The following is a 24,911-nucleotide window of genomic DNA, read 5'->3' as shown; positions in this document are numbered from 1 at the left end:
CCGAAGGTTTCACGTTTATATCTACAATACATCCATATTATCTAACAAAACAGCAAAGGAGATTTCAAATAAGCCTTGAGATAACAATATCCTCACTCTTCTTCGAAGAATACAATTACTTTTAACAATACTGCCCGCACGCGAAGCCGCAGCTCCATGCGTATTGGAAGTTATACCCGCCGAGCCAGCCGGTGACGTCAGTGACTTCACCGATGAAGTACAAGCCAGGTGCTTTCTTCGCTTCAAAGGTTTTTGAACTCAGCTCGTCGGTATCGACCCCACCCAATGTCACCTCTGCGGTGCGATAACCTTCGGTGCCGTTTGGTTTGATTTGCCAGTTGTGCAAATAGTCGTGCAGCGCGGCGATTTGGCCGTGCGTGAGCTGATTAATGTTGGCATCCGGGATGGCTTGGGTGTCGTGCAGCATTTCCACAAAGCGTTTAGGCAAAATGGTGGCCAAGGCATTTTTCAATGACTTTTGCGCGCTTTGCTGACGTTGTTGCTCTAACCACTCGGTGATATTTAGCGTGGGGAGTAAGTTAATACTCACTGCCTGCCCTGCTCGCCAAAATGAGCTGATTTGCAAAATAGCTGGGCCAGATAAGCCGCGGTGAGTAAACAAAATATTCTCACGAAATTGGGTGCCGCATTCGCTTGAAACTAAGCAATCAACACTGATACCTGAGAGGCCATCGAAACGGTCTTTGTCGTGTTGGTGCAAAGTAAAGGGCACCAAGGCAGCCATGGTTGGCAACACCTTTAAGCCGAATTGTTCAGCAATTTTGTAACCTATGGGTGTCGCACCGAGTTTTGGCATAGTGAGACCACCGGATGCCACTACCAGCGACTCACATTCGTAGGTGTGTGTGCCTGTGGTGACAATATAGCCTTGCTCAGTTTTTTCAACGCTGATGACTTCGCTGCGCAATTGCACGCTCACGCCTGCCCATTCACATTCGGTCATAAGGATATCGACGATATCCTGAGCGCTGTTATCACAGAACAATTGGCCCAGGGTTTTGTGGTGGTATTGCAAGCCGTGGCGGTCAACCAAGTCGATAAAGTCGCGTTGGGTATAACGGCTTAAGCATGATTTTACAAAATGCGGATTGGTGCACAGATAATTTTCAGGGCTGGCGTTTTCATTAGTGAAATTACAACGCCCGCCACCACTGATGAGGATTTTACGACCAGGCTTTTTGCCCATATCAACAACCACAACATCGCGGCCACGATACCCAGCTTGTGCTGCACACATTAAACCTGCGGCACCCGCGCCAATAATCACCACATCTTTTTTAATCACTGTAATACCCCTTCGCAAAACCAGCGCTATTCTACCAAGCTCGGGCGCGCAAAGATATTTACAATGCAATTAGGGGGGCGATTGTTGTTTGTATTCCCTAAAGCCCATACCTGTCCAGCGCTTAAAGGCTTTGGCAAAGGCGTTTTCGTCGGCATAGCCGAGCATGTCGGCAATGCTGCTTTGGGAGATGTTCTGGGCGCTAATTAGTTCTAACGCTCGGCGCTTTTTGACTTGCTCGGAAAGCGCTTTGAAAGTGCTGTCAGCATCGGCTAGTTTGCGGCTTAGGTGGCGTTCGCTCATGGCTAAACTGCCTGCGACCTGAGCGCGTGATAACCACGGCTGGCGCGCCAATAAGTAATTCACTTGTTCAACTACACTCTGCGGTTTGAGCTGTGCCAGCTGTTGCTTTGCCAATTCTTGCATTTGTGCCAACAAAGCGGGGCTCACTTCCCGCTGCTTGCAATGCCAGTCTTCATCACTGTAAAGCAGGTAATAATGACTGGCATTAAATACCAATTTAGCCCCACCAAATACGCGACGATAGGCTTGTTCATCCGCCATCGCGGCGTGCGCAAAGCCCACTTCAAGTGGCTGAATATTTTGCCCTGCTACCCAACCTGCGCCCGTGGTGACACAAGATAAAATCGCCTCCATCCGCAAGGCTGCGGCGCAACAGAAGTCCGGCTTGTAACTTAAATGCCAGCCCTGTGATGAGTGACTTTTACTGAAGGTGCCGCCCTCGCCAATTAGCGGAGAATAACCAATCAAACTATCAACTGCAGCACCAATAGAGGGGCTGCTGAGTAATAAAAAGCCAAGAGTGTCAAAACTCTGCGGATTAAACGCTAGACCAATATTAAGGCCCAGCTCTGCATCACCATGAGCTTCGAGTGCTTGCCACAGCGAGTCTTGTAAGGCCATAGGCAAGCGTTGATCATTGCCGTATTGGCTGATTTGCGCTTGCAACGCTTTATCCACCTCTACCCCGAGTTGGTCGAGGTAGTGCATGATGGTTTTACTAAAACTCGGCATCACACTGCGATTCATGCGTGTTCCCATTTGAGCATAATTTGTGAGAGTAGAACCGTTATCCTAAATCATATGTCCCGTATTAACCAGTTTTTGTCCCAAGAGTGCTATTTTCCTTTGTAAAAAAAGCGTTAATCTGGTTCGACCATTTTGTAGGAGTCACTGGTTATGCATCCTTATGTAGTCATTGGCGCAGGCCCAATGGGTTTGTGTACGTTACGACGCTTAAAAGAACAATCGATCCCTGTTGTTGGCCTAGAAGCACACAGCAATGTGGGTGGCCTGTGGGATATAGACAGTGCAACGAGCACCATGTATGACTCAGCGCATCTTATTTCATCAAAACGCATGACTGAGTTTGCAGACTTCCCCATGCGTGATGAGGTAGCAACCTATCCGCGTCATGATCAAATGCGCCAGTACTTTAGAGACTATGCCGAGCACTTTAACTTATATGAAGACTACCGCTTCAATAGCACGGTGGAGTCCATCACCCCGCAAGGTGGCCAGTGGTTAGTTGTTTATAACCAAGAGGGTGAACGTCATGAGTTACTGGCCAGCGGTGTACTGCTCGCCAACGGTACGCTGCATCACCCTAACCGCCCGCAATTTAAAGGCGAATTTAACGGTGAGCACATACACAGTTGTGACTACCGCAGTGCTGACATTTTTGCTGACAAACGCGTGTTGATTATTGGCTGTGGTAACAGTGGCTGTGATATTGCCGTGGATGCTGTGCATCGGGCGAAGTCAGTGGACATGGTGGTACGTCGTGGGTATTACTTCTTACCGAAATTTGTCGCTGGTCGCCCAACCGATACCTTAGGTGGTAAAGTACGCCTGCCGAACAAGCTCAAGCAGATTGTTGATGGCACCTTGGTTAGATTGATATCGGGAAAACCGAGCGCCTATGGCTTGCCAGATCCCGATTACAAAATGTATGAATCTCACCCCGTTGTAAATTCTATGTTCTTACACCACATTGGCCACGGTGATATTACCGTGCGCCCCAGTGTGACACGCCTTGACGGAGATTGTGTAGAGTTCAACAACGGCCAATCAGGTGAGTATGACTTGATTTTGGAAGCCACGGGCTACAAGTTGCACTACCCGTTTATTGCCAACGAGCATTTAAATTGGCACAACGGCGCACCGCAGCTTTATCTCAATGTATTCAACCCATTACATGAAAATTTATTTGTGATGGGCATGGTTGAAGCGGCGGGCCTTGGCTGGCAGGGCCGTGATGACCAAGCTGCGTTAGTCGCAAAGGTGATCCGTATGCAAATTGACAACCCCAAAGCGGCGGCAAAATTCCACAATAAGGTAAAAGCCAAAGCGGGAGTGCGTATTGACGGTGGCATTAATTACTTGGAGTTAGAACGTATGGCGTATTACGTTCATAAGGCCGATTATTTAGCAGCCATTAAGGGCGAGATGCGTGAACTCGCACCGGGAGCCTAAATGTCTGACGCTAGTTTATTCGTGCTTAATACAATTCTTGCGTTGATGATGTTCGGCATTGCGCTGAGCCTCAAGGCCGAGGATTTCAAATCGGTGGTGCGTCGCCCAAAAGGTCCGTTGGTAGGGCTTGGCGCACAGTTTATTTTGCTGCCCGCACTTACGTGTGCGCTCACCATCCTCGTTGAGCTCCCTGCGGATGTGGCATTAGGCCTCATTTTGGTGAGCTGTTGCCCCGGCGGCAGTTTTTCCAATATTGTCACCTATTTGGCCCGCGGCAATACCGCAATGTCGGTGAGTATGACGGGGGTCGCCAGCTTAATGGCCGCCTTCCTCACTCCCTTTAACTTTATGCTTTATAGTTCGTTAAACCCAACTACACGCGAACTGCTGCAAGTCATTCAAGTACCCAGCAGCAGCATTTTTGCCATCGTCGCGTTGGTATTGGGTTTACCCCTGATTTTAGGGTTACTTGCGGGGCGCACATTCCCTGAGATAGCTCGCAAGGTTGAACCCTTTTTCCGCATTGTGTCGCTCGTCACCTTATTCGCATTTGTGGCCATCGCACTGACTAAAAACTGGGAGCAATTCAAGCTCGGCGCCAGCATCTTTATCTTGGCTGTTGTGGCACACAATGCGCTTGCTCTCACAATAGGCTGGTTATCTGCCCGCTTAATGCAATTACCAAAAGCTGATGTAAGAGCCATTACTCTGGAAGTTGGGCTGCAAAATTCAGGCCTCGGCCTTGGCATCATCTTTACCTTCTTTAGTGATTTAACCGGTATGGCCGTGATTGCCGCGGCATGGGGAATTTGGCATTTGATCTCAGGCTTGGGATTGTGCCTGACTTGGCACCTCAAAGATAAAGCTCAGGCGCAACAGCCGCAATGCCAACGTGGAGCATCAGTGTATGAGTCTTAATATTTTAATCACTGGCAGCGAAGGTTATTTGGGGCAGCGTTTAACTGAACGGCTCGCACCAGAGCATAATGTCTTTGGCATTGATATTCGCACGCAAGGTGGGGCGCATTATCACTACCAGCACATGGATATTCGTGATCCAAAACTAGCAAACTTCATTCGCGAGCACCGGATCACCCACGTGGTTCACCTAGCCAGTGTGATGCAAGCCTCTGACGACCATGAGCGCGACTACGACATTGACGTGGGCGGCACGCAAAACCTGCTGCAAGCCTGCGTGGGATCAGATGTCACCCACATCACTGTAACGAGTAGCGGCGCTGCCTATGGCTATCACAAAGATAATCCAAGTTGGTTAAATGAAACGCACCCACTGCGAGGCAATGATTCATTTGCCTACAGTCGACATAAGCGCTTGGTGGAAGAACTACTGCAAGGTTACCGAGAGCGCCACCCTGAACTGCAACAACTGATATTGCGCCCAGGCACAGTACTGGGAGTTACAACGGCTAATCAAATCACACATTTGTTTCGCAAGAAAAACGTGTTGAGTATCAAAGGCAGCGACTCACCATTTGTATTCATTTGGGATGAAGACGTGGTTGATATCGTGGTTAAAGGCGTGCTCGAACACCGCAGTGGTATTTATAACCTCGCTGGTGACGGCGCGCTCACTGTAACGCAAATTGCTGAACTGCTGAACAAACCAACGCTCACCTTGCCAGCTTGGCTGTTGCAAAGCGCGCTGTGGATTGGCTATCGCCTTGGTTTGTCACGCTACAGCGCCGATCAATTAAAGTTTTTACGCTATCGCCCTGTGCTGGATAACCACGCACTGAAACACGAATTTGGTTACACCCCAAAGAAAAGTTCGCGCGAAGTATTTGAATATTACCTAAGTCACAACGAGGAGCTGCGCGGATGATTAGGTTAACGGCAACGCGCCCTGTTGCGTTAATTACAGGTGCTGCCTCAGGGTTAGGATTGGATTTAGCAAGAGCTTTATCACCCACACATCAACTGCTTTTATTGGATATGGATGAACAAGGCCTGCAACGGGCGGTTCAAGAACTCGAAGACGCCCATTGTGTGCAATGCGACTTAACCGACAACGCTGGTTTAATGCGCACTATTGCGCTCATAAAAAGCATGACGCCTCGTCTTGATTTATTGATTAATAACGCGGGTATTACCCACCGCTCTTTGGCGCGTATCACTGCATCTGAAGTCATCGAGCGGGTCATGCAGATAAACTACTTCGCGCCCGTTCGCCTAACACAGGGCCTACTTAGTTTGCTCACCCACAGTGCAGGTAAAGTAGTAAACGTCAGTTCTATGGCGGGGTGGATGCCAGTACTTGGGCGTGCCGGATATTGCGCCTCTAAATCAGCGTTGCATCAATACTTTGAAACTTTTAGAGCAGAGATGCGTGATTTGAACGTCTCTGTATTAATGGTCTATCCAAGCTTTTTAGATACACCCATTGAGCAAAATGCGTTGGCAGGCGACGGTGGTAAAACCCGTCATAAACGCTCCGTTGTCGGAAAAATTCGCTCATCACAATGGATGGCGCACACTATCGTCAAGGCGATTAAAACCGATAAACAGCGCCTCTTTGGCGACCGCTTCAGTGCTTTTTCAGCACTACTGTATCGCCTATCACCTCGGGTGTTTTTACACCTTATGCGCAAACGTTTGGCGTCTGAGCTGGAGGTGGAAGCATGAGTCTGGTGGTTGTTGCATTAGCCATTGTATTTGCATTTTCAATCGAGGCAATGACCGGCTTTGGTAGCATCGTTTTGGCGTTGTCGATTGGCGCCTTGGTGATGGATATCCCCACATTGATGACTTGGCTAGTGCCACTAAACTTGCTGCTTACCGTACCTTTGACTTGGCGTCATCGTAAACATATTGAAGTGTCATTCCTTGTGCGCCAAGTGCTACCGCTGATGGTCGTTGGCACCCTAGGTGGGCTGTTCCTAACACCTTATTTGCCACCCATTTGGGGAAAGCTCGGCTTTGCCGCACTAATTTGTTGGTTTGCGCTGCGCTCATTACTGTCGCTCAATGCCCCTGCCATGGGTAATGCCCAGCGCAGAACCGTCATTCTGGGTGCCGGTGTTACCCACGGTTTATTTGCCTCAGGTGGGCCTTTACTCGTTTATTCGCTGGCCAAAAGCCAACTTGAAAAGGCGCAATTTCGTGCCACATTGCTAGCAGTGTGGTTGACACTCAATTTATCGCTGACGCTGTGGTTTTTGTTTACTGATAAACTCACAGCCCAAGCCAACACCCTGATAATCCTTGCTCCTTGCGCCATTTTTGGTGCCTGGCTGGGCAATGTACTTCACAACAAAATCAACGCAAACCAATTTACCAAGCTGGTATTTGGGGTGCTGTTGCTGGTCGGTGTCATGCTCCTCGCAGCGTCACTCATCCAAGTAATAAACCAATAATAACAATGTAGGATGTCGTGCAATGAAGAACACACTAAAACTCAATGCGATCACCCTAGCCTTTAGCTCAGCATTACTCAGTGCTCCGTATGCCATGGCGGCAACGGATGGCGCTAAAAATAAAGAGCTAGAAGTGATCATGGTTACCGCACAAAAACGCAGCCAAAGCGTCAAAGAAGTGCCTATTTCTGTGACAGCTGTTAGCGGTGATAATCTGGTTAACAACAATATCAACGACAGTGAAGAGCTGGCCACCCGTATCGCCAACTTCAATGTTAGTCAGTCTGGTCAAGGCTACAACATCACTATGCGCGGTTTGGGTTCAGGGCCAAACCAAGGTTTTGAACAAACAGTGGGCACGTATGTTGATGGCGTATATCGAGGTCGAGCCTACCAAATGCGCAGTGCCTTTGTTGACTTAGAACGTTTCGAAGTGTTACGCGGTCCGCAATCTACTTTGTTTGGTAAAAACACCACCGCGGGTGCGCTGAACATCACCACGGCTGCGCCCACTGAAGAGCTCAGTGGTTATGTCAGTGCAGCCTACGAATTCGATAATGGTTATACGTTTGATGGCGCTGTGAGCTCAGCGTTAACTGACAATCTACAAGGTCGTGCAGCTATCAAGGTTATTGACCAAGACGGGCCTTATTACAATACCCTTGCCCAGCGCGATGAAGTGGGCCGCGATGGTATGTTTGCACGCCTTAGCTTAGCCTGGCAGCCGAGTGACGATGTCTCCATTTCATTGAAATATCAACATGATGAAGAAGACAATGTGGGGATCACACCAAGCCAACCCGTTGCTGAACCGACCCTCTACAACGCGCCTTTACCTCCTGTGTTTGGCGATGTGAGCGAGTATGTTGTTAATGACAAACTTAATAAAGGCTTAGCGGCACTAGGTGAGAATGAGTTTGGTGAATTTAGCGCTGATTATGTCACCCTAAACGCAGAGTGGGATTTGGGCAGTCATATGCTTACCAGTATCACTGGCTGGCAAGATTACAGTATGCTGCAATCCAATGACGGCGATCACGGTCCAGCGCCACTGACTTACCGCGCTAACAGCCTAGAAGAGTTTAATCAGTTCAGTCAAGAGCTGCGCATTTCGTCAGATTTAGACGGCAAATTAAATTATATAGCGGGTGTGTATTATCAAAGCTCAGAACTGGATTTCACTGAGCAATACATTATTTACCCACTCAATGCCATTGGCCCACGCGCCTTCACCAGCGACAGTGACACGCTTGCAGCGTTTGCCAAATTTGATTATCAGTTCTCGCCTTTATGGCAAGCGTCATTGGGTTTGCGTTATTCAAAAGAAGGCAAAGACGCGCGCCGCCAGCTGAGTATGGTCGAGCTTAATACCGGCACGCCAGTGAACCAGCTGGACGTCATCAGTGTGCCGCCAACACTGCAAGCTATGGGCTTACCGCCTATGCTGCCGACACCGATGTACTTGGCTATTCTGAAAAACAATTTAGGGCTTGAGCAACATGATATCAGTGGCTCACGCAGTGAAAATGAATTCAATCCATCGTTGAATATTAGCCGCAAGCTGGACAACGGCATGGTATACGCCAGCGTCTCTACCGGTTCTAAATCAGGTGGTTATGACGCACGAGCAAACCTCGCTAAAGATTGGGAGTTTGAGCCTGAAAAAGTAACGTCGTACGAAGTAGGCACCAAGCTCACATTGCTCGATGGCAGCGCCGACTTAAACCTTGCACTGTTCAGTATGCAGTTTGAAGATTTGCAAACTTCCACCTTCGATGGTGTCGCCGGTTTCTATGTTGAAAATGGCGCCGAGTCGAGCAGCCAAGGTGTGGAAGTTGATGGTCGTTGGTTAATGAGCGACAACTGGCAGCTATCCGGTAACATCGCTTACCTTGATTTCAGCTGGGATAACTTCAGTGGCGCCAAGTGTTTTAATAGCACCCTGTACGCACCCGATAACCTTGAGAGCAATGGCGTGACCTGTGACTTATCGGGTAAATCAGGTGCCTACGCACCGAAATTATCAGGCAGCGTGAATCTTGATTACCTTACTGAGCTAACAAATTCATTGGAGCTAAGCTTTAATCTTGAAGCAGTATTTAAATCGAGTTATTACACCAACTACGATTTAAATCCATTCACGGAACAAGCGGGTTACGGCAAACTCAATGCGCGTCTAGCGCTTGCCGATTACAACAATGGTTGGTCGGTGGCCCTAATTGGCAAAAACCTGACCGACAGATACACCACCACCTACAGCACGGATATGTCGTTCGCACCTGCTGGTATGTATGCCACCTGGGTGGAACCAGGCAGAAGCTTGGCGATACAAGCAAGCTATCGCTTCTAGCAAAATACAAAACGGGCCTTGAGCCCGTTTTCTTTTATCCATTACCTTGCCATAAAGGACTATGCGATTAAATCTGCAAAAATATAAGCTATCCCCTTTACCTAAAAAGTAAGCATAAATTCTTAAAACAGGCCCTTCTTAATGGCTTAAGTTACCAAATTTACCCATTTATACGGCTGAATATAACTTTTTGTTCCCATATTATAATTAAATAATCTTTTAACATTATTTACAATTTATTTACTATTCGACCTCAATTTGTATCAATTCGGTACAAAATAGAAAAATAAATGGGGGTCCCTATGACAACAAGAAAAACGCTTTTAGCGCTCGCGATACCAATGGCGCTAAGTTCATCAGCAGTATTCGCTAACTCAATTCAAGAAGTGGCTGCACCACAGCAAGCGAGTCTTGCGCAAATGGAAGCAAAACTAGAAGGTCAATCGTCCGCTTCTACGCGATTCATCATAAAATACAAAGACTCAGCTGAATTTGGTGTTAACGCAGCAGCAGGTAACGGCAAAGCACGTGCAAAAAACTTTGTAGACGGCTTTAAGAATCGCGGTCAAGCGCGTGCTCAATATGTTCGCGAAATGGCACTGCAAAACCACCACGTTATTCGCACCGACAAAAAACTATCTGCACAAGAAGCACAACAATTTATGCAGGACATGGTTGCCAGCGGTGAAGTTGAATACATCGAAATCGACCAAATGTTGAAGCCTTTCGCTACACCTAACGATCCACGTTATAGCGATCAGTGGCACTACTATGAAGCTGCAGCGGGTATCAATGCGCCTGCGGCGTGGGATTCAGCAACAGGTGCAGGTGTAACGGTTGCGGTACTGGATACTGGTTACCGTCCACACGCTGACCTCAATGCCAACATCATTCAAGGTTACGACATGATCTCTGACACCTTCGTAGCAAACGATGGTGGTGGTCGTGATAGCGATGCGCGTGACCCAGGTGATGCAATCTCAGCAAACGAGTGTGGCTATACTCACGGTGCACAAAGCTCAAGCTGGCATGGTACGCACGTAGCAGGCACAGTAGCTGCTGTAGCAAACAATGGCGAAGGTGTAACAGGTGTTGCATACGACGCGAAAGTGGTTCCTGTTCGTGTACTTGGTAAATGTGGTGGTTTAACGTCTGATATCGCTGATGCAATCGTGTGGGCATCGGGTGGTTCTGTATCGGGCGTACCAGCAAATGCAAACCCAGCTGACGTCATCAACATGAGTTTAGGTGGCAGTGGTTCATGTAGCTCAACAACGCAAAACGCGATTAACCAAGCGCGTGCTAACGGCACGGCTATTGTTATCGCGGCTGGTAATGACAACGACAACTCAGCAAACTACAACCCAGGTAACTGTAGCGGCGTAATCAACGTAGCATCAGTGGGTCGTAACGGCGGTCGTGCATACTACTCAAACTATGGTTCGAACATTGACGTTGCAGCTCCGGGCGGTGCACAGAGCTTCGCAAATGATCCTGAAGGTATCTTATCTACACACAACTCAGGTTCATCATCACCTTCAAGCGATAGCTACCACTACTCACAAGGTACGTCGATGGCCGCACCACACGTAGCCGGTGTAGCAGCGCTTATCAAGCAAGCAAAACCAACGGCAACACCTGACGAAATCGAAAACATCTTGAAGCAAACAACAAAGAGCTTCGCTGCAACATGTACAAGTTGTGGTACGGGTATTGTTGATGCAGCTGCGGCAGTCGCATTGGCTGGCGGTGGTACAACGCCTCCTCCAACAGGTGGTAACGAGCTAACTCCTGGTCAAGCGGTTACGGGTCTTAGCGGTGCAACAGGTTCAGAAACGACGTACACCATGACAGTTCCATCTGGCACGTCAAATGTTACTTTCACGACCAGTGGCGGTAGTGGTGACCTAGACATGTACGTGAAAGCGGGTAGCGCACCAACAACTTCAAGCTATGATTGTCGCCCATATAAGAATGGCAACAATGAAACATGTAGTATCGATAGTCCTGCGGCAGGTACTTACTACGTGATGTTACGTGGCTATGATGCATACAGCAATGCGTCACTGCTTGGTGAACTAACAACGACTGGTGGTGGTACTGGCACTGGTGGCGGTGGTTCAGTTTCTGACATTTCAGCATCTGCGGGTCAGTGGAAACACTACACGTTAGAAGTGCCTGCTGGCATGAGCACGTTGAATGTTGATATTTCAGGTGGTACGGGCGACGCGGATCTATTTGTACGCTTCGGCTCACAACCTACAACTAGCAGCTACGACTGTCGTCCATATAAAAACGGCAACACTGAAAGCTGTAGCTTCACAAACCCACAAGCGGGTACGTGGCACATCAGCCTGAATGCTTACAAAACATTCTCAGGTGTAACACTAAACGCACAATATAACCCGTAGAAGTTTAGCTAACATTAATACTCCTACTAATGCAAAAGGCCGCTCATAGAGCGGCCTTTTTTTGTCAGTTATTGGTGTTATAGCTTACAAGTTGGCAAGCACGTGCTCAGCTTTTGAGACTTCAAATTGCTTGTCTTGTTCAACGAACAATTGAGTGACCACACCGTTGTTTACTACCATGGCATAACGCTTTGAGCGAATACCACCAAAACCAGCAGTATCTTTATCCAAGCCCAATGCTTTGGTAAAGCTAGCGTCGCCGTCCCCAAGCATCATAATGTCACCCGCGTTTTGGCTGTCGCCCCATGCTTTCATCACAAAGGCATCGTTCACTGATACACAGATAATGGCATCCACACCTTGTTCTTTGAATTGCGCTGCGTGCGCGATAAAACCCGGTAGATGCGATGCTGAACATGTTGGTGTAAAAGCGCCCGGTACTGCGAACAACACCACTTTTTTATTGCTGAAGAGCTCGTCAGTGGTAAGCGTATTCATGCCCTGCTCTGTTAACTGAGTCAGTGTAGCATCTGGAAGTTGTTGGCCTTGAGCAATCATGAGTATGTCCTTTAGTATTTGCTAATGTGCTAAGAGGTTAGCACGTTAAAAACCCAAACTCTCTCTAATGGTCACCATTTGTTGCTGCAAAGAGTGATTAATTTCTTTGACTTTAGTATCCGAGCCTTCGATTTGCGCCTGCATATCCAACATCGACGATTCAAACTGCTCAAGCATTTGTTGCTGACGCGCCGCATAATCAGTTGCTTGCTCTGCCACATCACTTGCTTGCGCCGCACTTTGAGACACTGACTCAGCATTACGTTTTAGCTCTTGTGCGTTGTCGGTTTGCGATTGCGCCTGTGCAGCTAAGCCATTGATGTTGTCTGATACGCGTTGTGAATGGCCACTGAGTTCATTCAACTGTGCATGAATATCACTCAGAGATTGTTGTGTTTGTTGCGCCAGCTTACGTACTTCATCAGCGACCACAGCAAAGCCTCGACCATGCTCGCCAGCACGGGCAGATTCAATGGCCGCGTTGAGCGCCAGTAGATTGGTTTGCTCAGCAATGGTGTTGATGACATCCAGCACTTTGGAGACATCCTCGACGCCTGCAAGTAGCTGCTGCAAACTTTGCATACCTTCATCAATACGTTGCTCGGTCGTTGAAGAGGCCTGCAACATGTCTTCAGCGTAGCGCACACTTTGTTGCATGGTGCCGAGGGTGTGCTGGGCGTTTTGCGCCACTTGCGTGTTCACGGCGTTCACATCATCGCCCAGTTGCTGCACTTCGACTAACAGCGTGCGGCTGTGTCCTGCCAACGCAGCACTTTGCTCTGCGCCTTGGCTGATGTTTTGCAGGTTATCGCTCATGTCGCTCATAAATTCATTGATCACTTTGAGCATTTGCTGGCGAGCACTGTCTTGCTCTTGCTGGCTTTGCAAAAGCTGATTGAAGTACGCAGCAATTTCACCTACTTCGGTTTTGTCGTTTTTGCTAGCGATGGGTTTAAGCTCATTACTCTCTATCAAAGCAGCAAAGCCGTCTCGTAATTGTCGCAGTGGATTTAACACCTGTGAGCGTTGCAATACATACACCGCGATCGCTAACAAGAATAAGCCCCCAATTGCAGTGCCAAACGACATCAGCACGCGCGCTTTTACCGCATTTTGTTCGTCCAAAAGTTGCTGCTCAGCAGTAATCACCACGTCAACTATTTGCGCTAGCTCTGAACGCAACTGTGCCATACCTTGTTGGCGTGTTTGTCCTTGCTCTATGGTGCCTTGGAGATCCCGAGGGAAGCGCTTGGGCCACGTGCGGATCTCTGCCTTGATCTCATCGGCTAAATCTTCTGGTTCTGCACCAAAAAATAATTCATCCTCATCCAATTCAGTCATTACACCTAAATTATCAAGCTGCTCAATTTGCACAGCAAGTGCATTTAACTGCGTAAGTGCTTGATTAACAGATTCTTCTTTATCTTTGCTGTATTGTTGATTTAACGCCTGAGTCGCAAGCGTCAGTGTCAGCACGCCTTGATAGTAATCACCCGCAAGCGTGATGTACCTATCCGCTAATTCACGTTTGTCGTCGTCGGCTTTACGCGCATAGCCCAGTAAAGAGGTCGCCGAGCCCGCCATCTGGCGCAACGCGTTGTCAAGCAAGGCGGTATCATTACCAGAGAGTTTACCAAGCGCACGATAATCCCCCTGAATCCCCCCAAGTAACTGCGCAAACATAGGAGTCAATTGTTTTTGCAATGGTTCAGAGAGCTCATTGAGGGTGTGTTGTTGGATAGTCTCAATACGCTGCTGCGCATTCAGTAAAAATTGTGCGTCACCAGAGCCAAGATAATCTTCTATCTCTGCGGACAAGTGAATAATGATGTCATCTTTGAGCTTAGCGTAATGCGCGGTTTGATTTTCTAAGGTAACCAGTGTGCTGTATGCCCACCATAGAGTGATCACCAACAAAACACTGGCCAAAGACAATAATAAAGCAAGTAACCGCGTGAAGGTCGAGACGCGCATAATCATCCAGATGAATCAATGAAGATGCGCGTAGAATATTAAGTATTTATGACAATTGTATTAAAAGGCACACGAAAGTACGATGTACCCACTTTAAAACCAAGACTATTTCATGGCTGCGTTTACGTACACATCAAAACGGTTTTTCTTGGTTTTGATTTGCGTGCTCGGCGTTTTGTCATTTAAAAATGGGGCGTAATCGGGGCGCTTCACCACTACACGTTTAGTCGCAATCGCCAGTGCAGGGGTGAGTAAATCGTCGGCATCAGCGTCATCGCCTACCAAGGTTTGAAATACCCGCATTTCCTTTTTCACCAATGCCGATTTATCGCGATGTGGGAACATAGGGTCGAGGTATACAACTTCAATATCGCCTTCAAAATCAGGAAGCTGCGAAAGAAGTACATGGCTACTACCATGATGCAGGTGCATACGTTCTTTCATCCATGGGCCAATTTCAGCGTCTAAATATGCTCTTTCCAAACCATCAAATAACAGTGCGGCAACCACTGGGTGGCGTTCGAATAAGGTTACCTTGCAACCGAGTGACGCCAGTACAAACCCGTCTCGCCCAAGACCCGCCGTGGCATCAAGTACATGCGGTAATGCGCCTTTGTTAAGCCCAACCGCTTTGGCAATTGCCTGCCCTTTACCGCCACCGAATTTACGACGATGCGCTGTTGCACCCGTTACGAAATCGACACGAATAGGACTGAGTTTAGGTTCATCGCGCTTGGCGAGTGACAAGCCATGTTCATCATATTGCAGGTAAAATTCGTCATCCAATTGGCATTGGTCGAGCTTAAAGCGCGCAGCAAGGGTGTCGCAATAGGCTTGCGCTTGTTCGATACGGCAATAGATTTGCACCACTTTCTCCGAGGCAAAACAAAGGAGCGCCTATGATATCAGAAAAGAATAAATGCAATGAGTTAAAACAGCTCTATGTCTGTTTGACTGCTCACATCTTCACACCCCTCTGGGCGAGCGAATTGCTCAATGCTTTCAACCAAATCGCCACGCAACTTGTGCAACTGCGCACTTTGTAGCGTAATGAATTGCACCAAATCAGGGTTTTGCTTTATCGCATCGTTCTCAACCAAGCGATGCTCAAAGGCATTAAAGGCTTCACCGAATAAGGCAGCATGGCGCAGTGCGCTGTTGCTGTTTTCCATATCTTGGACTTTGGCGTGCGTTGCCTCAAGTAAATGTGGGAACAAGTCTTTATATCGGCCATACAATGCAGGGTCATCCAAAGGCATGTTCTTAACCAACAACGAGACTTTGGGGTAATTCACTATGGTGTTATCGTCAAAATCCACAAATCGCTGTGAGTGTCTATGTTGTTCAAGTAATTCTTGCTCGAGCGGGCATTCCGCGCCGTGGTTGGCAAAAAACATTTCCCCTTCATCAAGCCAAAAGGCCACAACTATATCGAGCTCCATTGGCTCGAAAAAGGCGAAAAAATGCTGAGATAAGGTGTGTACATCGTGGGCGCTATAGGTTTGGCTCACGTAGCGCATGACGCGCCCCATATCACCTGAGTCTGACATCGCCAACTCAGCTGTGCTTTGGGCTCGACTGATTTCATGCTCCAACTCTTTGGAGCGCTGCTTGTACTGATAAAGCACATCGATGCGAGCCTTGAGCTCTGCACTGTTAAACGGCTTGATAATGTAGTCATCAGCACCGGCATTATAACCGCGCATCCGCTCTTCTAAATCACCACGACCAGATAAAAACAAAATAGGGGTATGGCTTGTTTGTGGATCGTCCTTTAACGCTTTGCACACCGCGTAGCCGTCCATTTTCGGCATTTCAACATCAAGTAAAATGATATCGGGGTTGTGCTTCAAGGCTTGACGAATACCCTGCTCACCATCTTTCGCATGAATGACTTGTGCAACCCCATTAAGGGCCTCTTCCACAAGGTGGTGAATAACCTTGTTATCATCGATGGTAAGTACCAGTTTCGCCATTTGGCATCCCTAGACATAAGTTGAATTATTAAAAGCATAGTATGAGACACTGATTTTGCTAGAGAAATCAGTACCTAATACAGACAAAAAGCGCCTAAAAAGGCGCTTTTTCTTAATAATCTTGAGCGTGTATTGGAATTACTAAGCAGCAATACCGCTGTGGCGTAATAGCGCATCCACATTGGGCGCTCGGCCACGGAAACGTTCAAACAACACGGCGGGTTCCTCTGAACCGCCTTTCTCTAGGATGTGAGTCAAGAATTCGCGACCTGTTTGTGGGTTGAAAATTCCTTCTTCTTCAAACTTCGAAAACGCATCCGCTGAGAGCACTTCCGCCCACTTATAAGAGTAGTAACCCGCGCTGTAGCCACCAGCAAATATATGACTGAAGCTATGCTGGAAACGGTTAAAGCTGGGCGCTTGAATAACCGATACCTGCTCACGTACTTGATTTAAAATAGCTTGGATTTCGCTGCCTTTACTTGGGTCATAATCCGCATGAATATGGAAGTCGAATAAAGAGAATTCAAGCTGGCGGATCATCTGCATCGCGCTTTGGTAGTTCTTCGCTGCTAACAACTTGTCCAGTAACTCTTTCGGTAATGGCTCATGCGTTTCGTAGTGACCTGAAATGAACGCTAATGCTTCACTCTCGTAACACCAATTTTCTAGGAATTGGCTTGGTAGCTCTACCGCATCCCACGCTACACCGTTGATTCCGGCAACGGCACCAGCGTCAACTTGGGTTAACATATGATGCAAACCATGGCCAAATTCATGGAATAAGGTCACCACTTCATCGTGTGTGAACAAGGCTGGTTTGTCACCCACAGGACGGTTGAAGTTACACACAAGGTAAGCAACTGGCGTTTGCAATTGACCGCCCAAACGTACTTTGCGACCCATGCAGTCGTCCATCCACGCACCGCCGCGTTTGTGTTCACGTGCATACAGGTCTAGATAAAAACGCCCACGCAAGGTGTTGCTACTGTCATAAATCTCAAAGAAGCGCACATCGGGATGATAAGTATCAAATTCTTTTTGCTCTTGCACACGAATTGAGAATAGCTTCTCAACGGTTTTGAACAAGCCACTCAATACGCGGTCTTCAGGGAAATAAGGACGCAATTGTTCATCACTAATTGAGTACTTTTCTTGCTTAAGTTTTTCGCTGTAATACGCGTAATCCCAAGCCTCTAGCGCGTCGATACCATGCATTTGCTGGGCATAGGTGCGCAGCTCTTCAACTTCTTGCTTAGCCTGTGTTTTTGACTTGGCAGCAAGAATCGTTCAAGAAACTAAAGACTTGCTCTGTTGTGTCAGCCATTTTGGTCGCCAGCGACTTTTCAGCGTAGTTTTTAAAGCCAAGTAGCTGCGCTAATTCGTGGCGCAGTTTTAGCTCTTCATCCATAATGGCGCTGTTGTCATATTCACCTGCATTAGGGCCCTGATCCGACGCTCGCGTAACGAATGCAGTATACGCTTCTTGGCGCAGTTCGCGGTTATCGGCATGCATCATAATCGGTAAGTAAGATGGAATATCGAGGGTAAATAACCAACCTTCAAGGTCCTTGCTCTGCGCCGTATGTGCCCCAAGTGCTTTTGCAGACTCAGGTAAACCCGCTAATTGCGCTTCATCTGTGATGTGTTTTTGCCACGCAAGGGTTGCATCCATCACATTGTTACCAAATTTGCTCGACAGCTCACTTAAGCGGCTGACTATTTCGCCGTAGCGCTTTTTGTCTTCGTCGTTTAGCGCGATGCCTGACAAGGTAAAATCACGCAATGCATTATCAATGACCTTTTGCTGCGCTGTTGATAACTGCGCGTATTCATCGCTATTGGCGAGCGCTTGGTAAGCATCGAAAAGACCTTGATGTTGGCCCACGAATGTACCGTATTCACTCAACAAGGGTAATACTGCATCATACGCCTCGCGCAATGCTTGGGAATTCACAACGGAATGCATGTGCGACACAGGTGAAAACAAACGGCTCAATTTGTCATCCACTTCTTCAAGCGGCATGACCAGACCATCCCACGTAAAGTCTTGCGCAGCTAATACTTGCTCTATGGTGTCTTTACACTCTTTAATCGCGTGCTCTACTGCGGGTTGCACATGTTCTGGTTGGATTTTTGAAAATACCGGCAAACCTTCCAAGGCGATAAGCGGGTTACTCATTAGACATTCTCTTCAATTTTTTTATTACCTTACATTCTTGGGGCAATCACGGAAAATACAAGTGCAAATCACAGGCCTCATTTCTGATATGGTATGACAACTTCAAGACGACAGTGAAAGTTCATAGGAATAAATAATGTCTCAACACTTTGATTATATTTGTATTGGCGGCGGCAGTGGCGGTATTGCTTCTGCAAACCGTGCAGCGATGCGCGGTGCGAATGTAGCACTTATTGAAGCAACTCACTTGGGTGGCACCTGTGTAAACGTGGGCTGCGTACCGAAAAAAGTGATGTGGCATGGCGCGCAAATTGCCGAAGCAATTAAACTCTATGCGCCTGACTATGGCTTTGATGTTGAACTAAAAGACTTTAGTTGGCAAAAACTAGTTGAAAGCCGCGAGGCTTACATTGGTCGTATTCACCAAGGTTACAACAAGTACCTAGCAAGCAATGGCGTGACCGTCATTAATGGCTTTGCCAAGTTTGTTGATAATAAAACGGTTGAGGTCAATGGTGAGCACTACACGGCAGATCATATTCTTGTTGCGGTTGGTGGTCGTCCAACGATTCCAAATATCCCTGGCGCAGAATATGGCATTGATTCAAATGGCTTTTTTGAGTTAAACGAACAACCTAAGCGCGTCGCAGTAATCGGTGCCGGTTACATCGCCGTCGAGATTGCCGGTGTACTTCACAGCCTCGGCACAGAAACCCACTTATTTGTGCGCCGTCATGCGCCTCTGCGCAGCTTCGATTCCATGTTAGTAGACACCCTTGTTGAGGTGATGAAAAAAGAAGGCCCAACTCTTCACACTGAAAGCTCACCGAAAGAAGTGGTTAAACAAAGCGATGGCAGCCTAACCATTCACTTCGAAAGTGGTCACAGCCAGAACGTGGACCAAGTCATCTGGGCTATTGGCCGCACACCTACCACCGATGCAATTAATATCAGCGCTGCGGGCGTTGAATTGACCGACGGCGGTTACGTGAAAGTCGATGAATATCAGAACACCACAGCGCAAGGCGTGTATGCAGTGGGCGATATCATCGAAGGCGGCATTGAACTCACGCCTGTGGCGGTAAAAGCAGGTCGTATTTTATCAGAGCGCTTATTCAATAAAGACCTGCCTGATGACCTTAAAATGGATTACAACTTAGTGCCAACGGTCGTATTCAGCCACCCGCCTATCGGCACAATTGGCCTCAGTGAGCACGAAGCGATTGCACAGCACGGCGAAGAAAACATTAAGGTATACACTTCAAGCTTTGCCGCGATGTACACTGCGGTTACACAACACCGTCAACCATGTTCAATGAAGCTTGTTTGCCTTGGCGAAGAAGAGAAGATCATTGGCCTGCACGGCATTGGTTTCGCGGTAGATGAAATGATTCAAGGTTTTGCAGTAGCAATGAAGATGGGAGCAACCAAAGCAGATTTTGACGCGGTTGTGGCGATACACCCAACTGGGTCTGAAGAATTTGTGACCATGAGATAAAGCAGCTTGGGCGAGTCTCCATGGTGGGACGCCCGGCTCGACATCCAGCGAATAAAGACCTTGCGCTATTGTCGCAAGGTTTTTTTATGCCTGAATGACAAAATGGGTAATGAGTTGATAAACTTCAATAAAACAATAGCGACTAGTCAATTTTGCAGTCTATCACCTTATACCCAGTGCACCTTGTGCAATTTATTTTTCTATTTCAAATGCTTTTTGGCGCTTTATTGATTAACAGTCAACAGCACAGTCGCTCGCTTGTGTTGCTGTTTGTGTTTCAAGGTGTTGTGTGTGGGTTTAATTTGTTGGAAGGACTGTATCCAAGCGGCTATTTAATCACACCTGTATTCACGCTTCTCTACGGGCCCCTCGTGTATTTTTACACTTTGTCCATTACCACCCAGACCGAGCAAAAGATTAACACATTATTGCTCCATGCATTGCCTGCAATATGTGCTGTGTTTTTTACGCGTTACACCCAAACCATCATCTTCATCGGGACAGTGAGTCAACTCATCTATTTTTATTGTTCATACCGTTATCTCAACGCCTACCACAATTCCTTGATGCAACAGCGCTCCGATGCAGAAACGTTAAAGATGAAATGGTTGCTAAAAGCATTACTTATTTTTGGTGTTATCGTGGTTTTTGATTTGCTACGCATGAATGTACAAACCATTACGCCAATCGATTTAAAAATGCATTGGTACTTACTGAACGAAATTTTGTTGCTAATCATGTTTAGCTTTTTGCTGTTTCACACCGTGAAAAAAACGTATCAAAGCCACGATACTCAAGAGCAAAGTCCTGAAACACCCATCGCACCATCATCAAATGATGCACTCAACATAGAAATATTCTCCAATATTGAGCACATTGTCACAACGCAATTGCTATACCAGCAGCCGCGCCTTACCTTGACCGATCTCGCCAACCACCTTGGTATAAATAGTAAAGAAATTTCATCGGCTATTAACTCTTCTACAGGGCTTAACTTTTGTGAATACATTAATCGCCACCGAGTACATCATGTGCAAACCCAGCTCGACAAAAGCCCTGCTAATATCCTAGGTACAAAGCTCAGTTTAATAGAGCTGGCGTTTGAGGCGGGGTTTAATTCTAAATCAACATTCAATGCTGTATTTAAAAAAGAAACTGGGCTAACCCCAAGTCAATATAAGAAAAAAGCCACTCAAAACGGTGCATAAAACAAACAAAAAACGTCCAAAATCTTACTTTCGGACGTTTTTTAGGCCCAAAGCGATAGCCTGATGCAAAACCTATTGCGAGAACATCTATGAAAAAGCTCATTATCTTATCGATGACGTTGTTGGCAAGTTACTGCGCGAATACGCCTGCCTTTGAAAACAACCGCGTATTAGAAACATCTAACCAAGCCACAAACCTGATACCAAGGCTTGTCAACGTTGCTGACCCCGTTGCTTATTTTCAAACAAAGAATCGCGCTATCAAGCTGGCCAAACAACAACAATGGTCTGAAGTAAACACATTAACCAAGCGCCTGACTAATGAATTTCAATATGATGGCGACACATGGTACCTGCTAGGTTTAAGTGACTTTGCACAGGCCAATTACCACGCAGCAATTGCCCCATTAGAGCAAGCGCTTACACTGGGCGTAAACCTCAAAGGCATACCAAACGGCGCAAGTAACCCTAATGATTTAATGATTAAAATTGCAGAGGCGTTTGCAGAACAAGGTGATCAAGCCAATGCGCAGCTATGGCTTAAAAAAGCACTGGATGCTAGGTGGGATGACCGCCCTACGCTTGCTGGTAGAAGCTTATTTTCGTCAGGCGTTAATCCCCACTTTCAGCGTTATGCGCATCTACCTGCATTCAAAAAATTGGCAGGGAATAACCTTGCGGACGGCTTAAGCAGAGATGAAAAATGGCGATATGACCTCGCCTTTTTGGTCGCTGAAATAAAGCGCCTGCATGTTGCTATGTATCACAAGATTACGCCGGTACAATTTCGTAAAAAAGTGCATGACATTGAGCAATCAATCCCCAAACTGAGCGACCAACAAATCGTATTTCAGTTTATGGAACTCATCGCCATGTTAGGCAATGGCCACAATTTATTGATACCTGCGTGGGGAGAATCGGGCAATTTTAAGCAACTCCCGTTTCAATTTTACCAATTTAATGATGGCCTATTTATCATTGCAGCCAATTCCGACTACCAATGCTACATTGGCTATGAAGTAATCGCCTTTGCCGACACACCCGCGAGTGAGGCGTTGGCACTGACGCAAAAAGTGAACGCCAGTGACAATGGCATGCAAACGCTGTGGTTGGAGCCTTATTATTTAAGTCTCGTCGAGGTGTTACACGGTTTGGGACTGACCAATGATAAAACGCCCTCGCTCACTCTCAAGTCTCCACAAGGCGAGATAGTGACAATTTCTCCAGCATCACTTCCCATGCAGTTTTCGGGATTTCCGAAGCTACCTAAACTAGCGCAATACCCAGAGCAACGTTACCTCTCAAAGAACACCACGCCTTACTGGAGCGAAGTGATAGATAACAACATGCTGTTATATGTGCAATTTAACGATGTGCGTAACGCCAAAGAGCAATCACTGGCGCAGTTTGCTGAGCAGCTGCAGGCCCAGCTTAAAACGGGCGATATTGAACACATGGTATTGGATCTGCGTCACAATAGCGGGGGAAATGGTTCGCTCACCCCACCATTAGTTGCAACCGCAGCGTTTTTCAAAGTGTTTAAACCCAACGGCAAGTTATTTGTGCTGGTTGGGCGAAATACCTACTCCGCGGGGCATGACGTCGCGGTTAAATTCGCGAATGTCGTACCGACCACCTTTGTTGGTGAACCCTCAGGCACACGCCCGAACGTGATAGGTGAAGCAGGCTGGTTTAACTTACCTTATAGTAAACAAACTGGACTAATTTCCAGTCAATTCCACCAGCAAAGTCGCGCTGAAGATCACCGAATTTGGATATCACCTGACATTCCTGTGTCATTGACTTCGGATCAATATTTCTCAGGTAAAGACCCCGCATTAGAGGCAATTTTAGCGATTACAATGCCAAAGAAAATCGACGAGTAATTGCTCAAAGGATAAGAATAAAAAGGCTTACCAGAATGGTTAAGCCTTTTTAGTTAGGGTCAACTTGTTCTTAGCTGAATTGCGAGACTAGCGAAGATTGCTGGTCAACTTGATGCAGTAAGCTGTGGTTCAATGTTTCAGATTCTTTGCCGTGTTCGCCACTGGTATAAGCGAGAATCACGAACAGACTCCACGTTTTTAGAAACTTGTTCTGCCACCACTGACTGTTGCTCTATTGCTGTTGCAACACAGCGATTCAAATCAGCCAAAACACTCACTTGCTCTTGAATAACATTGAGGCTTTGGCCACTAAAATTGGCATTTTCAACCGTCTGTTTTGATAATTCGATGCCGCGCTCCATGGCCGATTGCGCATTCTCAGAAGCACGGTTTATTGCTTCCATCTGCTGGCTGATTTCTTTGGTTGATTGTTGCGTTCTGTGTGCCAACAATCGCACTTCCCCAGCGACCACCGCAAAACCACGGCCCTGCTCCCCGGCACGCGCAGCTTCTATCGCTGCGTTCAGAGCAAGTAAGTTGGTTTGTTCTGCAATAGCATTGATTTCATTAAGAATACTGCCGATTAATACATTGCCTTGAACCAAACTTTGCAACTCTGTCGCGGCAGATTGCAGCTGCTCATCTAAACGCTCAATATCTTCTAACGTACAATCAAGAGACTGTTTACCTGAGGAAGTATGCTGCTCTAACTTATCGGCACTTTGCGCAGCTTGATGAATGGATGCTGCTAGTTCGCGAATGGTTGTTGAGAATTCGCCCATAGCATCAGAAATCTGATGCACTTCATTTGACTGTTGTGACAGTAATTGTGCAACTTTCTCACCATTAAACGAGGTGAGCTGCACATTACAATATACTTGTTTAGTGACATCATTTACTCGACCAACAACAGCACGCAGTTTCGCTTGCTGCATTTCCATCGCCAAATCAAGATACCCAAGCGTGTCTTTATGGCCGCTGTAAAGATAGAGCATCATACTATTTGGATATACTTGCTTGGCCTTGGAAACCACTTTCCTGTAACGCTGGCGCCATTGAAAAAAGACCCAACTCAGTACCAGAGTAACCATCGACATCACTGAGCTGAGCCAAAAAAAGTCAGTTGCAATAGTGTGAGTGATAGCAAGCAAAGATAAGACAATAAGCCCCACCATTATCAAGGTGGTCGTGTCATATTCACTGTTATCGCACTTACTTTTTTTACCCTCCTTGATTTTCTTGTATTCCAATTTCGCTCTAGCCACAACATCAGCTTTTGGCTTAGTCCTGACGGATTGGTATTCGTATACTTTGCCGTTGTCATCACAAATAGGTGTCACGAAAGCGTTAACCCAATAATAGTCGCCATTTTTACAGCGATTCTTTACCGGGGCCATCCATGAATCACCGGCTTTAATAGTTCGCCACAGGTCTGCAAATGCCTCCTTTGGCATATCCGGATGCCTGACTAAGTTGTGTGGCTGGCCCAGCATTTCATTCAATGAGAATCCAGCAACGTCACAAAACTTGTCATTTGAGTACGTAATACGGCTATCTAAATCCGTAGTTGAAAGAAGTGTGTCCTGTTCTGAGTACGTGACTTCAGACTCTGAGTGAGGGCCTACTTTCATATCTATTATCACCTGTTGTAATTATTCTTAGCGTTGATGTGACCTAAAGGTTCAGGCCTCCATG

General features: G+C 47.0%; 17 protein-coding genes and 1 pseudogene. 10 read left to right on the top strand and 8 right to left on the bottom strand.

What is annotated here, in order from left to right; translation table 11 throughout:
- Positions 1-121: 121 nt before the first annotated feature.
- Both ACH19P_RS05185 and ACH19P_RS05180 read right to left on the bottom strand, forming a co-directional pair.
- Entirely contained in the window at positions 122-1,306 is a 1,185-nt protein-coding gene (locus ACH19P_RS05185; protein ID WP_462157455.1) for a BaiN/RdsA family NAD(P)/FAD-dependent oxidoreductase, read from the bottom strand.
- A 69-nt stretch (positions 1,307-1,375) separates the two neighbouring features.
- The gene (locus ACH19P_RS05180; RefSeq protein WP_462157454.1) at positions 1,376-2,353 is read right to left on the bottom strand and encodes an AraC family transcriptional regulator; all 978 of its coding nucleotides are present in this window, start codon (positions 2,351-2,353) and stop codon (positions 1,376-1,378) included.
- A 150-nt stretch (positions 2,354-2,503) separates the two neighbouring features.
- Here ACH19P_RS05180 and ACH19P_RS05175 point away from each other — a divergent pair, with 150 nt between their 5' ends.
- The 7 genes from ACH19P_RS05175 (at position 2,504) to ACH19P_RS05145 (ending at position 11,934) form a co-directional block, all read left to right on the top strand.
- Positions 2,504-3,799, top strand: coding sequence for a flavin-containing monooxygenase (locus ACH19P_RS05175; RefSeq protein WP_462157453.1), 1,296 nt, complete (start codon positions 2,504-2,506; stop codon positions 3,797-3,799).
- Positions 3,800-4,717, top strand: a complete 918-nt coding sequence (locus tag ACH19P_RS05170; RefSeq protein WP_462157452.1) for a bile acid:sodium symporter family protein — start codon at positions 3,800-3,802, stop codon at positions 4,715-4,717. It abuts the gene before it with no gap.
- Positions 4,707-5,642 carry an SDR family oxidoreductase gene (locus ACH19P_RS05165; RefSeq protein ID WP_462157451.1) on the top strand — a complete coding sequence of 312 codons (936 nt, stop codon included), beginning with the start codon at positions 4,707-4,709 and terminating at the stop codon, positions 5,640-5,642. Before ACH19P_RS05170 ends, ACH19P_RS05165 begins: the two co-directional genes overlap by 11 nt.
- Entirely contained in the window at positions 5,639-6,442 is an 804-nt protein-coding gene (locus ACH19P_RS05160; RefSeq protein WP_462157450.1) for an SDR family NAD(P)-dependent oxidoreductase, read from the top strand. Before ACH19P_RS05165 ends, ACH19P_RS05160 begins: the two co-directional genes overlap by 4 nt.
- Positions 6,439-7,173, top strand: a complete 735-nt coding sequence (locus ACH19P_RS05155; RefSeq protein ID WP_462157449.1) for a TSUP family transporter — start codon at positions 6,439-6,441, stop codon at positions 7,171-7,173. Before ACH19P_RS05160 ends, ACH19P_RS05155 begins: the two co-directional genes overlap by 4 nt.
- Before the next feature lie 22 nt (positions 7,174-7,195).
- Positions 7,196-9,523: a TonB-dependent receptor gene (locus ACH19P_RS05150; RefSeq protein ID WP_462157448.1), complete on the top strand. Its 2,328-nt coding sequence runs from the start codon at positions 7,196-7,198 to the stop codon at positions 9,521-9,523.
- 302 nt (positions 9,524-9,825) lie between these two features.
- Entirely contained in the window at positions 9,826-11,934 is a 2,109-nt protein-coding gene (locus tag ACH19P_RS05145) for a S8 family serine peptidase (protein WP_462157447.1), read from the top strand.
- 84 nt (positions 11,935-12,018) lie between these two features.
- Here the strand turns inward: ACH19P_RS05145 and ACH19P_RS05140 are convergent, their stop codons facing one another.
- The 5 genes and pseudogenes from ACH19P_RS05140 to prlC all read right to left on the bottom strand — a co-directional run bounded on the left by ACH19P_RS05140 (position 12,019) and on the right by prlC (position 18,624).
- Entirely contained in the window at positions 12,019-12,492 is a 474-nt protein-coding gene (locus tag ACH19P_RS05140; protein ID WP_462157446.1) for a redoxin family protein, read from the bottom strand.
- A 45-nt stretch (positions 12,493-12,537) separates the two neighbouring features.
- Positions 12,538-14,466, bottom strand: a complete 1,929-nt coding sequence (locus ACH19P_RS05135) for a methyl-accepting chemotaxis protein (RefSeq protein WP_462157445.1) — start codon at positions 14,464-14,466, stop codon at positions 12,538-12,540.
- 105 nt (positions 14,467-14,571) lie between these two features.
- Positions 14,572-15,333 carry a class I SAM-dependent methyltransferase gene (locus tag ACH19P_RS05130; RefSeq protein WP_462157444.1) on the bottom strand — a complete coding sequence of 254 codons (762 nt, stop codon included), beginning with the start codon at positions 15,331-15,333 and terminating at the stop codon, positions 14,572-14,574.
- Between the two features lie 62 nt (positions 15,334-15,395).
- Positions 15,396-16,442, bottom strand: a complete 1,047-nt coding sequence (locus tag ACH19P_RS05125) for a response regulator (protein WP_462157443.1) — start codon at positions 16,440-16,442, stop codon at positions 15,396-15,398.
- Between the two features lie 141 nt (positions 16,443-16,583).
- Positions 16,584-18,624, bottom strand: a pseudogene (gene prlC, locus ACH19P_RS05120) (oligopeptidase A).
- Positions 18,625-18,760: 136 nt separating this feature from the next.
- Between prlC and gorA the strand changes: the two are divergent.
- The 3 genes from gorA (at position 18,761) to ACH19P_RS05105 (ending at position 23,216) form a co-directional block, all read left to right on the top strand.
- Positions 18,761-20,122: a glutathione-disulfide reductase gene (gorA, locus tag ACH19P_RS05115; RefSeq protein ID WP_462157442.1), complete on the top strand. Its 1,362-nt coding sequence runs from the start codon at positions 18,761-18,763 to the stop codon at positions 20,120-20,122.
- A 227-nt stretch (positions 20,123-20,349) separates the two neighbouring features.
- A complete protein-coding gene (locus ACH19P_RS05110; RefSeq protein ID WP_462157441.1) occupies positions 20,350-21,330 on the top strand; it encodes a helix-turn-helix domain-containing protein in 981 nt (326 codons plus the stop codon).
- A gap of 89 nt (positions 21,331-21,419) precedes the next feature.
- The gene (locus tag ACH19P_RS05105; protein WP_462157440.1) at positions 21,420-23,216 is read left to right on the top strand and encodes a TPR end-of-group domain-containing protein; all 1,797 of its coding nucleotides are present in this window, start codon (positions 21,420-21,422) and stop codon (positions 23,214-23,216) included.
- A gap of 137 nt (positions 23,217-23,353) precedes the next feature.
- Here ACH19P_RS05105 and ACH19P_RS05100 read toward each other — a convergent pair whose 3' ends face one another.
- Positions 23,354-24,847: a methyl-accepting chemotaxis protein gene (locus ACH19P_RS05100; RefSeq protein ID WP_462157439.1), complete on the bottom strand. Its 1,494-nt coding sequence runs from the start codon at positions 24,845-24,847 to the stop codon at positions 23,354-23,356.
- Between the last annotated feature and the right edge of the window lie 64 nt (positions 24,848-24,911).

Source organism: Pseudoalteromonas sp. GB56 (assembly GCF_054923835.1).
Note: the sequence above shows the minus strand (reverse complement) of the source record. Positions and strands in the feature narration are given on the sequence as shown.

Bases quoted from the DNA above. Each gene is read 5' to 3' on its own strand.
- ACH19P_RS05180 (WP_462157454.1), bottom strand. From the start codon at position 2,353: ATGAATCGCAGTGTGATGCCGAGTTTTAGTAAAACCATCATGCACTAC.
- ACH19P_RS05175 (WP_462157453.1), top strand. From the start codon at position 2,504: ATGCATCCTTATGTAGTCATTGGCGCAGGCCCAATGGGTTTGTGTACG.
- ACH19P_RS05170 (WP_462157452.1), top strand. From the start codon at position 3,800: ATGTCTGACGCTAGTTTATTCGTGCTTAATACAATTCTTGCGTTGATG.
- ACH19P_RS05165 (WP_462157451.1), top strand. From the start codon at position 4,707: ATGAGTCTTAATATTTTAATCACTGGCAGCGAAGGTTATTTGGGGCAG.
- ACH19P_RS05160 (WP_462157450.1), top strand. From the start codon at position 5,639: ATGATTAGGTTAACGGCAACGCGCCCTGTTGCGTTAATTACAGGTGCT.
- ACH19P_RS05155 (WP_462157449.1), top strand. From the start codon at position 6,439: ATGAGTCTGGTGGTTGTTGCATTAGCCATTGTATTTGCATTTTCAATC.
- ACH19P_RS05150 (WP_462157448.1), top strand. From the start codon at position 7,196: ATGAAGAACACACTAAAACTCAATGCGATCACCCTAGCCTTTAGCTCA.
- ACH19P_RS05145 (WP_462157447.1), top strand. From the start codon at position 9,826: ATGACAACAAGAAAAACGCTTTTAGCGCTCGCGATACCAATGGCGCTA.
- ACH19P_RS05140 (WP_462157446.1), bottom strand. From the start codon at position 12,492: ATGATTGCTCAAGGCCAACAACTTCCAGATGCTACACTGACTCAGTTA.
- ACH19P_RS05135 (WP_462157445.1), bottom strand. From the start codon at position 14,466: ATGCGCGTCTCGACCTTCACGCGGTTACTTGCTTTATTATTGTCTTTG.
- ACH19P_RS05125 (WP_462157443.1), bottom strand. From the start codon at position 16,442: ATGGCGAAACTGGTACTTACCATCGATGATAACAAGGTTATTCACCAC.
- gorA (WP_462157442.1), top strand. From the start codon at position 18,761: ATGTCTCAACACTTTGATTATATTTGTATTGGCGGCGGCAGTGGCGGT.
- ACH19P_RS05105 (WP_462157440.1), top strand. From the start codon at position 21,420: ATGAAAAAGCTCATTATCTTATCGATGACGTTGTTGGCAAGTTACTGC.
- ACH19P_RS05100 (WP_462157439.1), bottom strand. From the start codon at position 24,847: ATGAAAGTAGGCCCTCACTCAGAGTCTGAAGTCACGTACTCAGAACAG.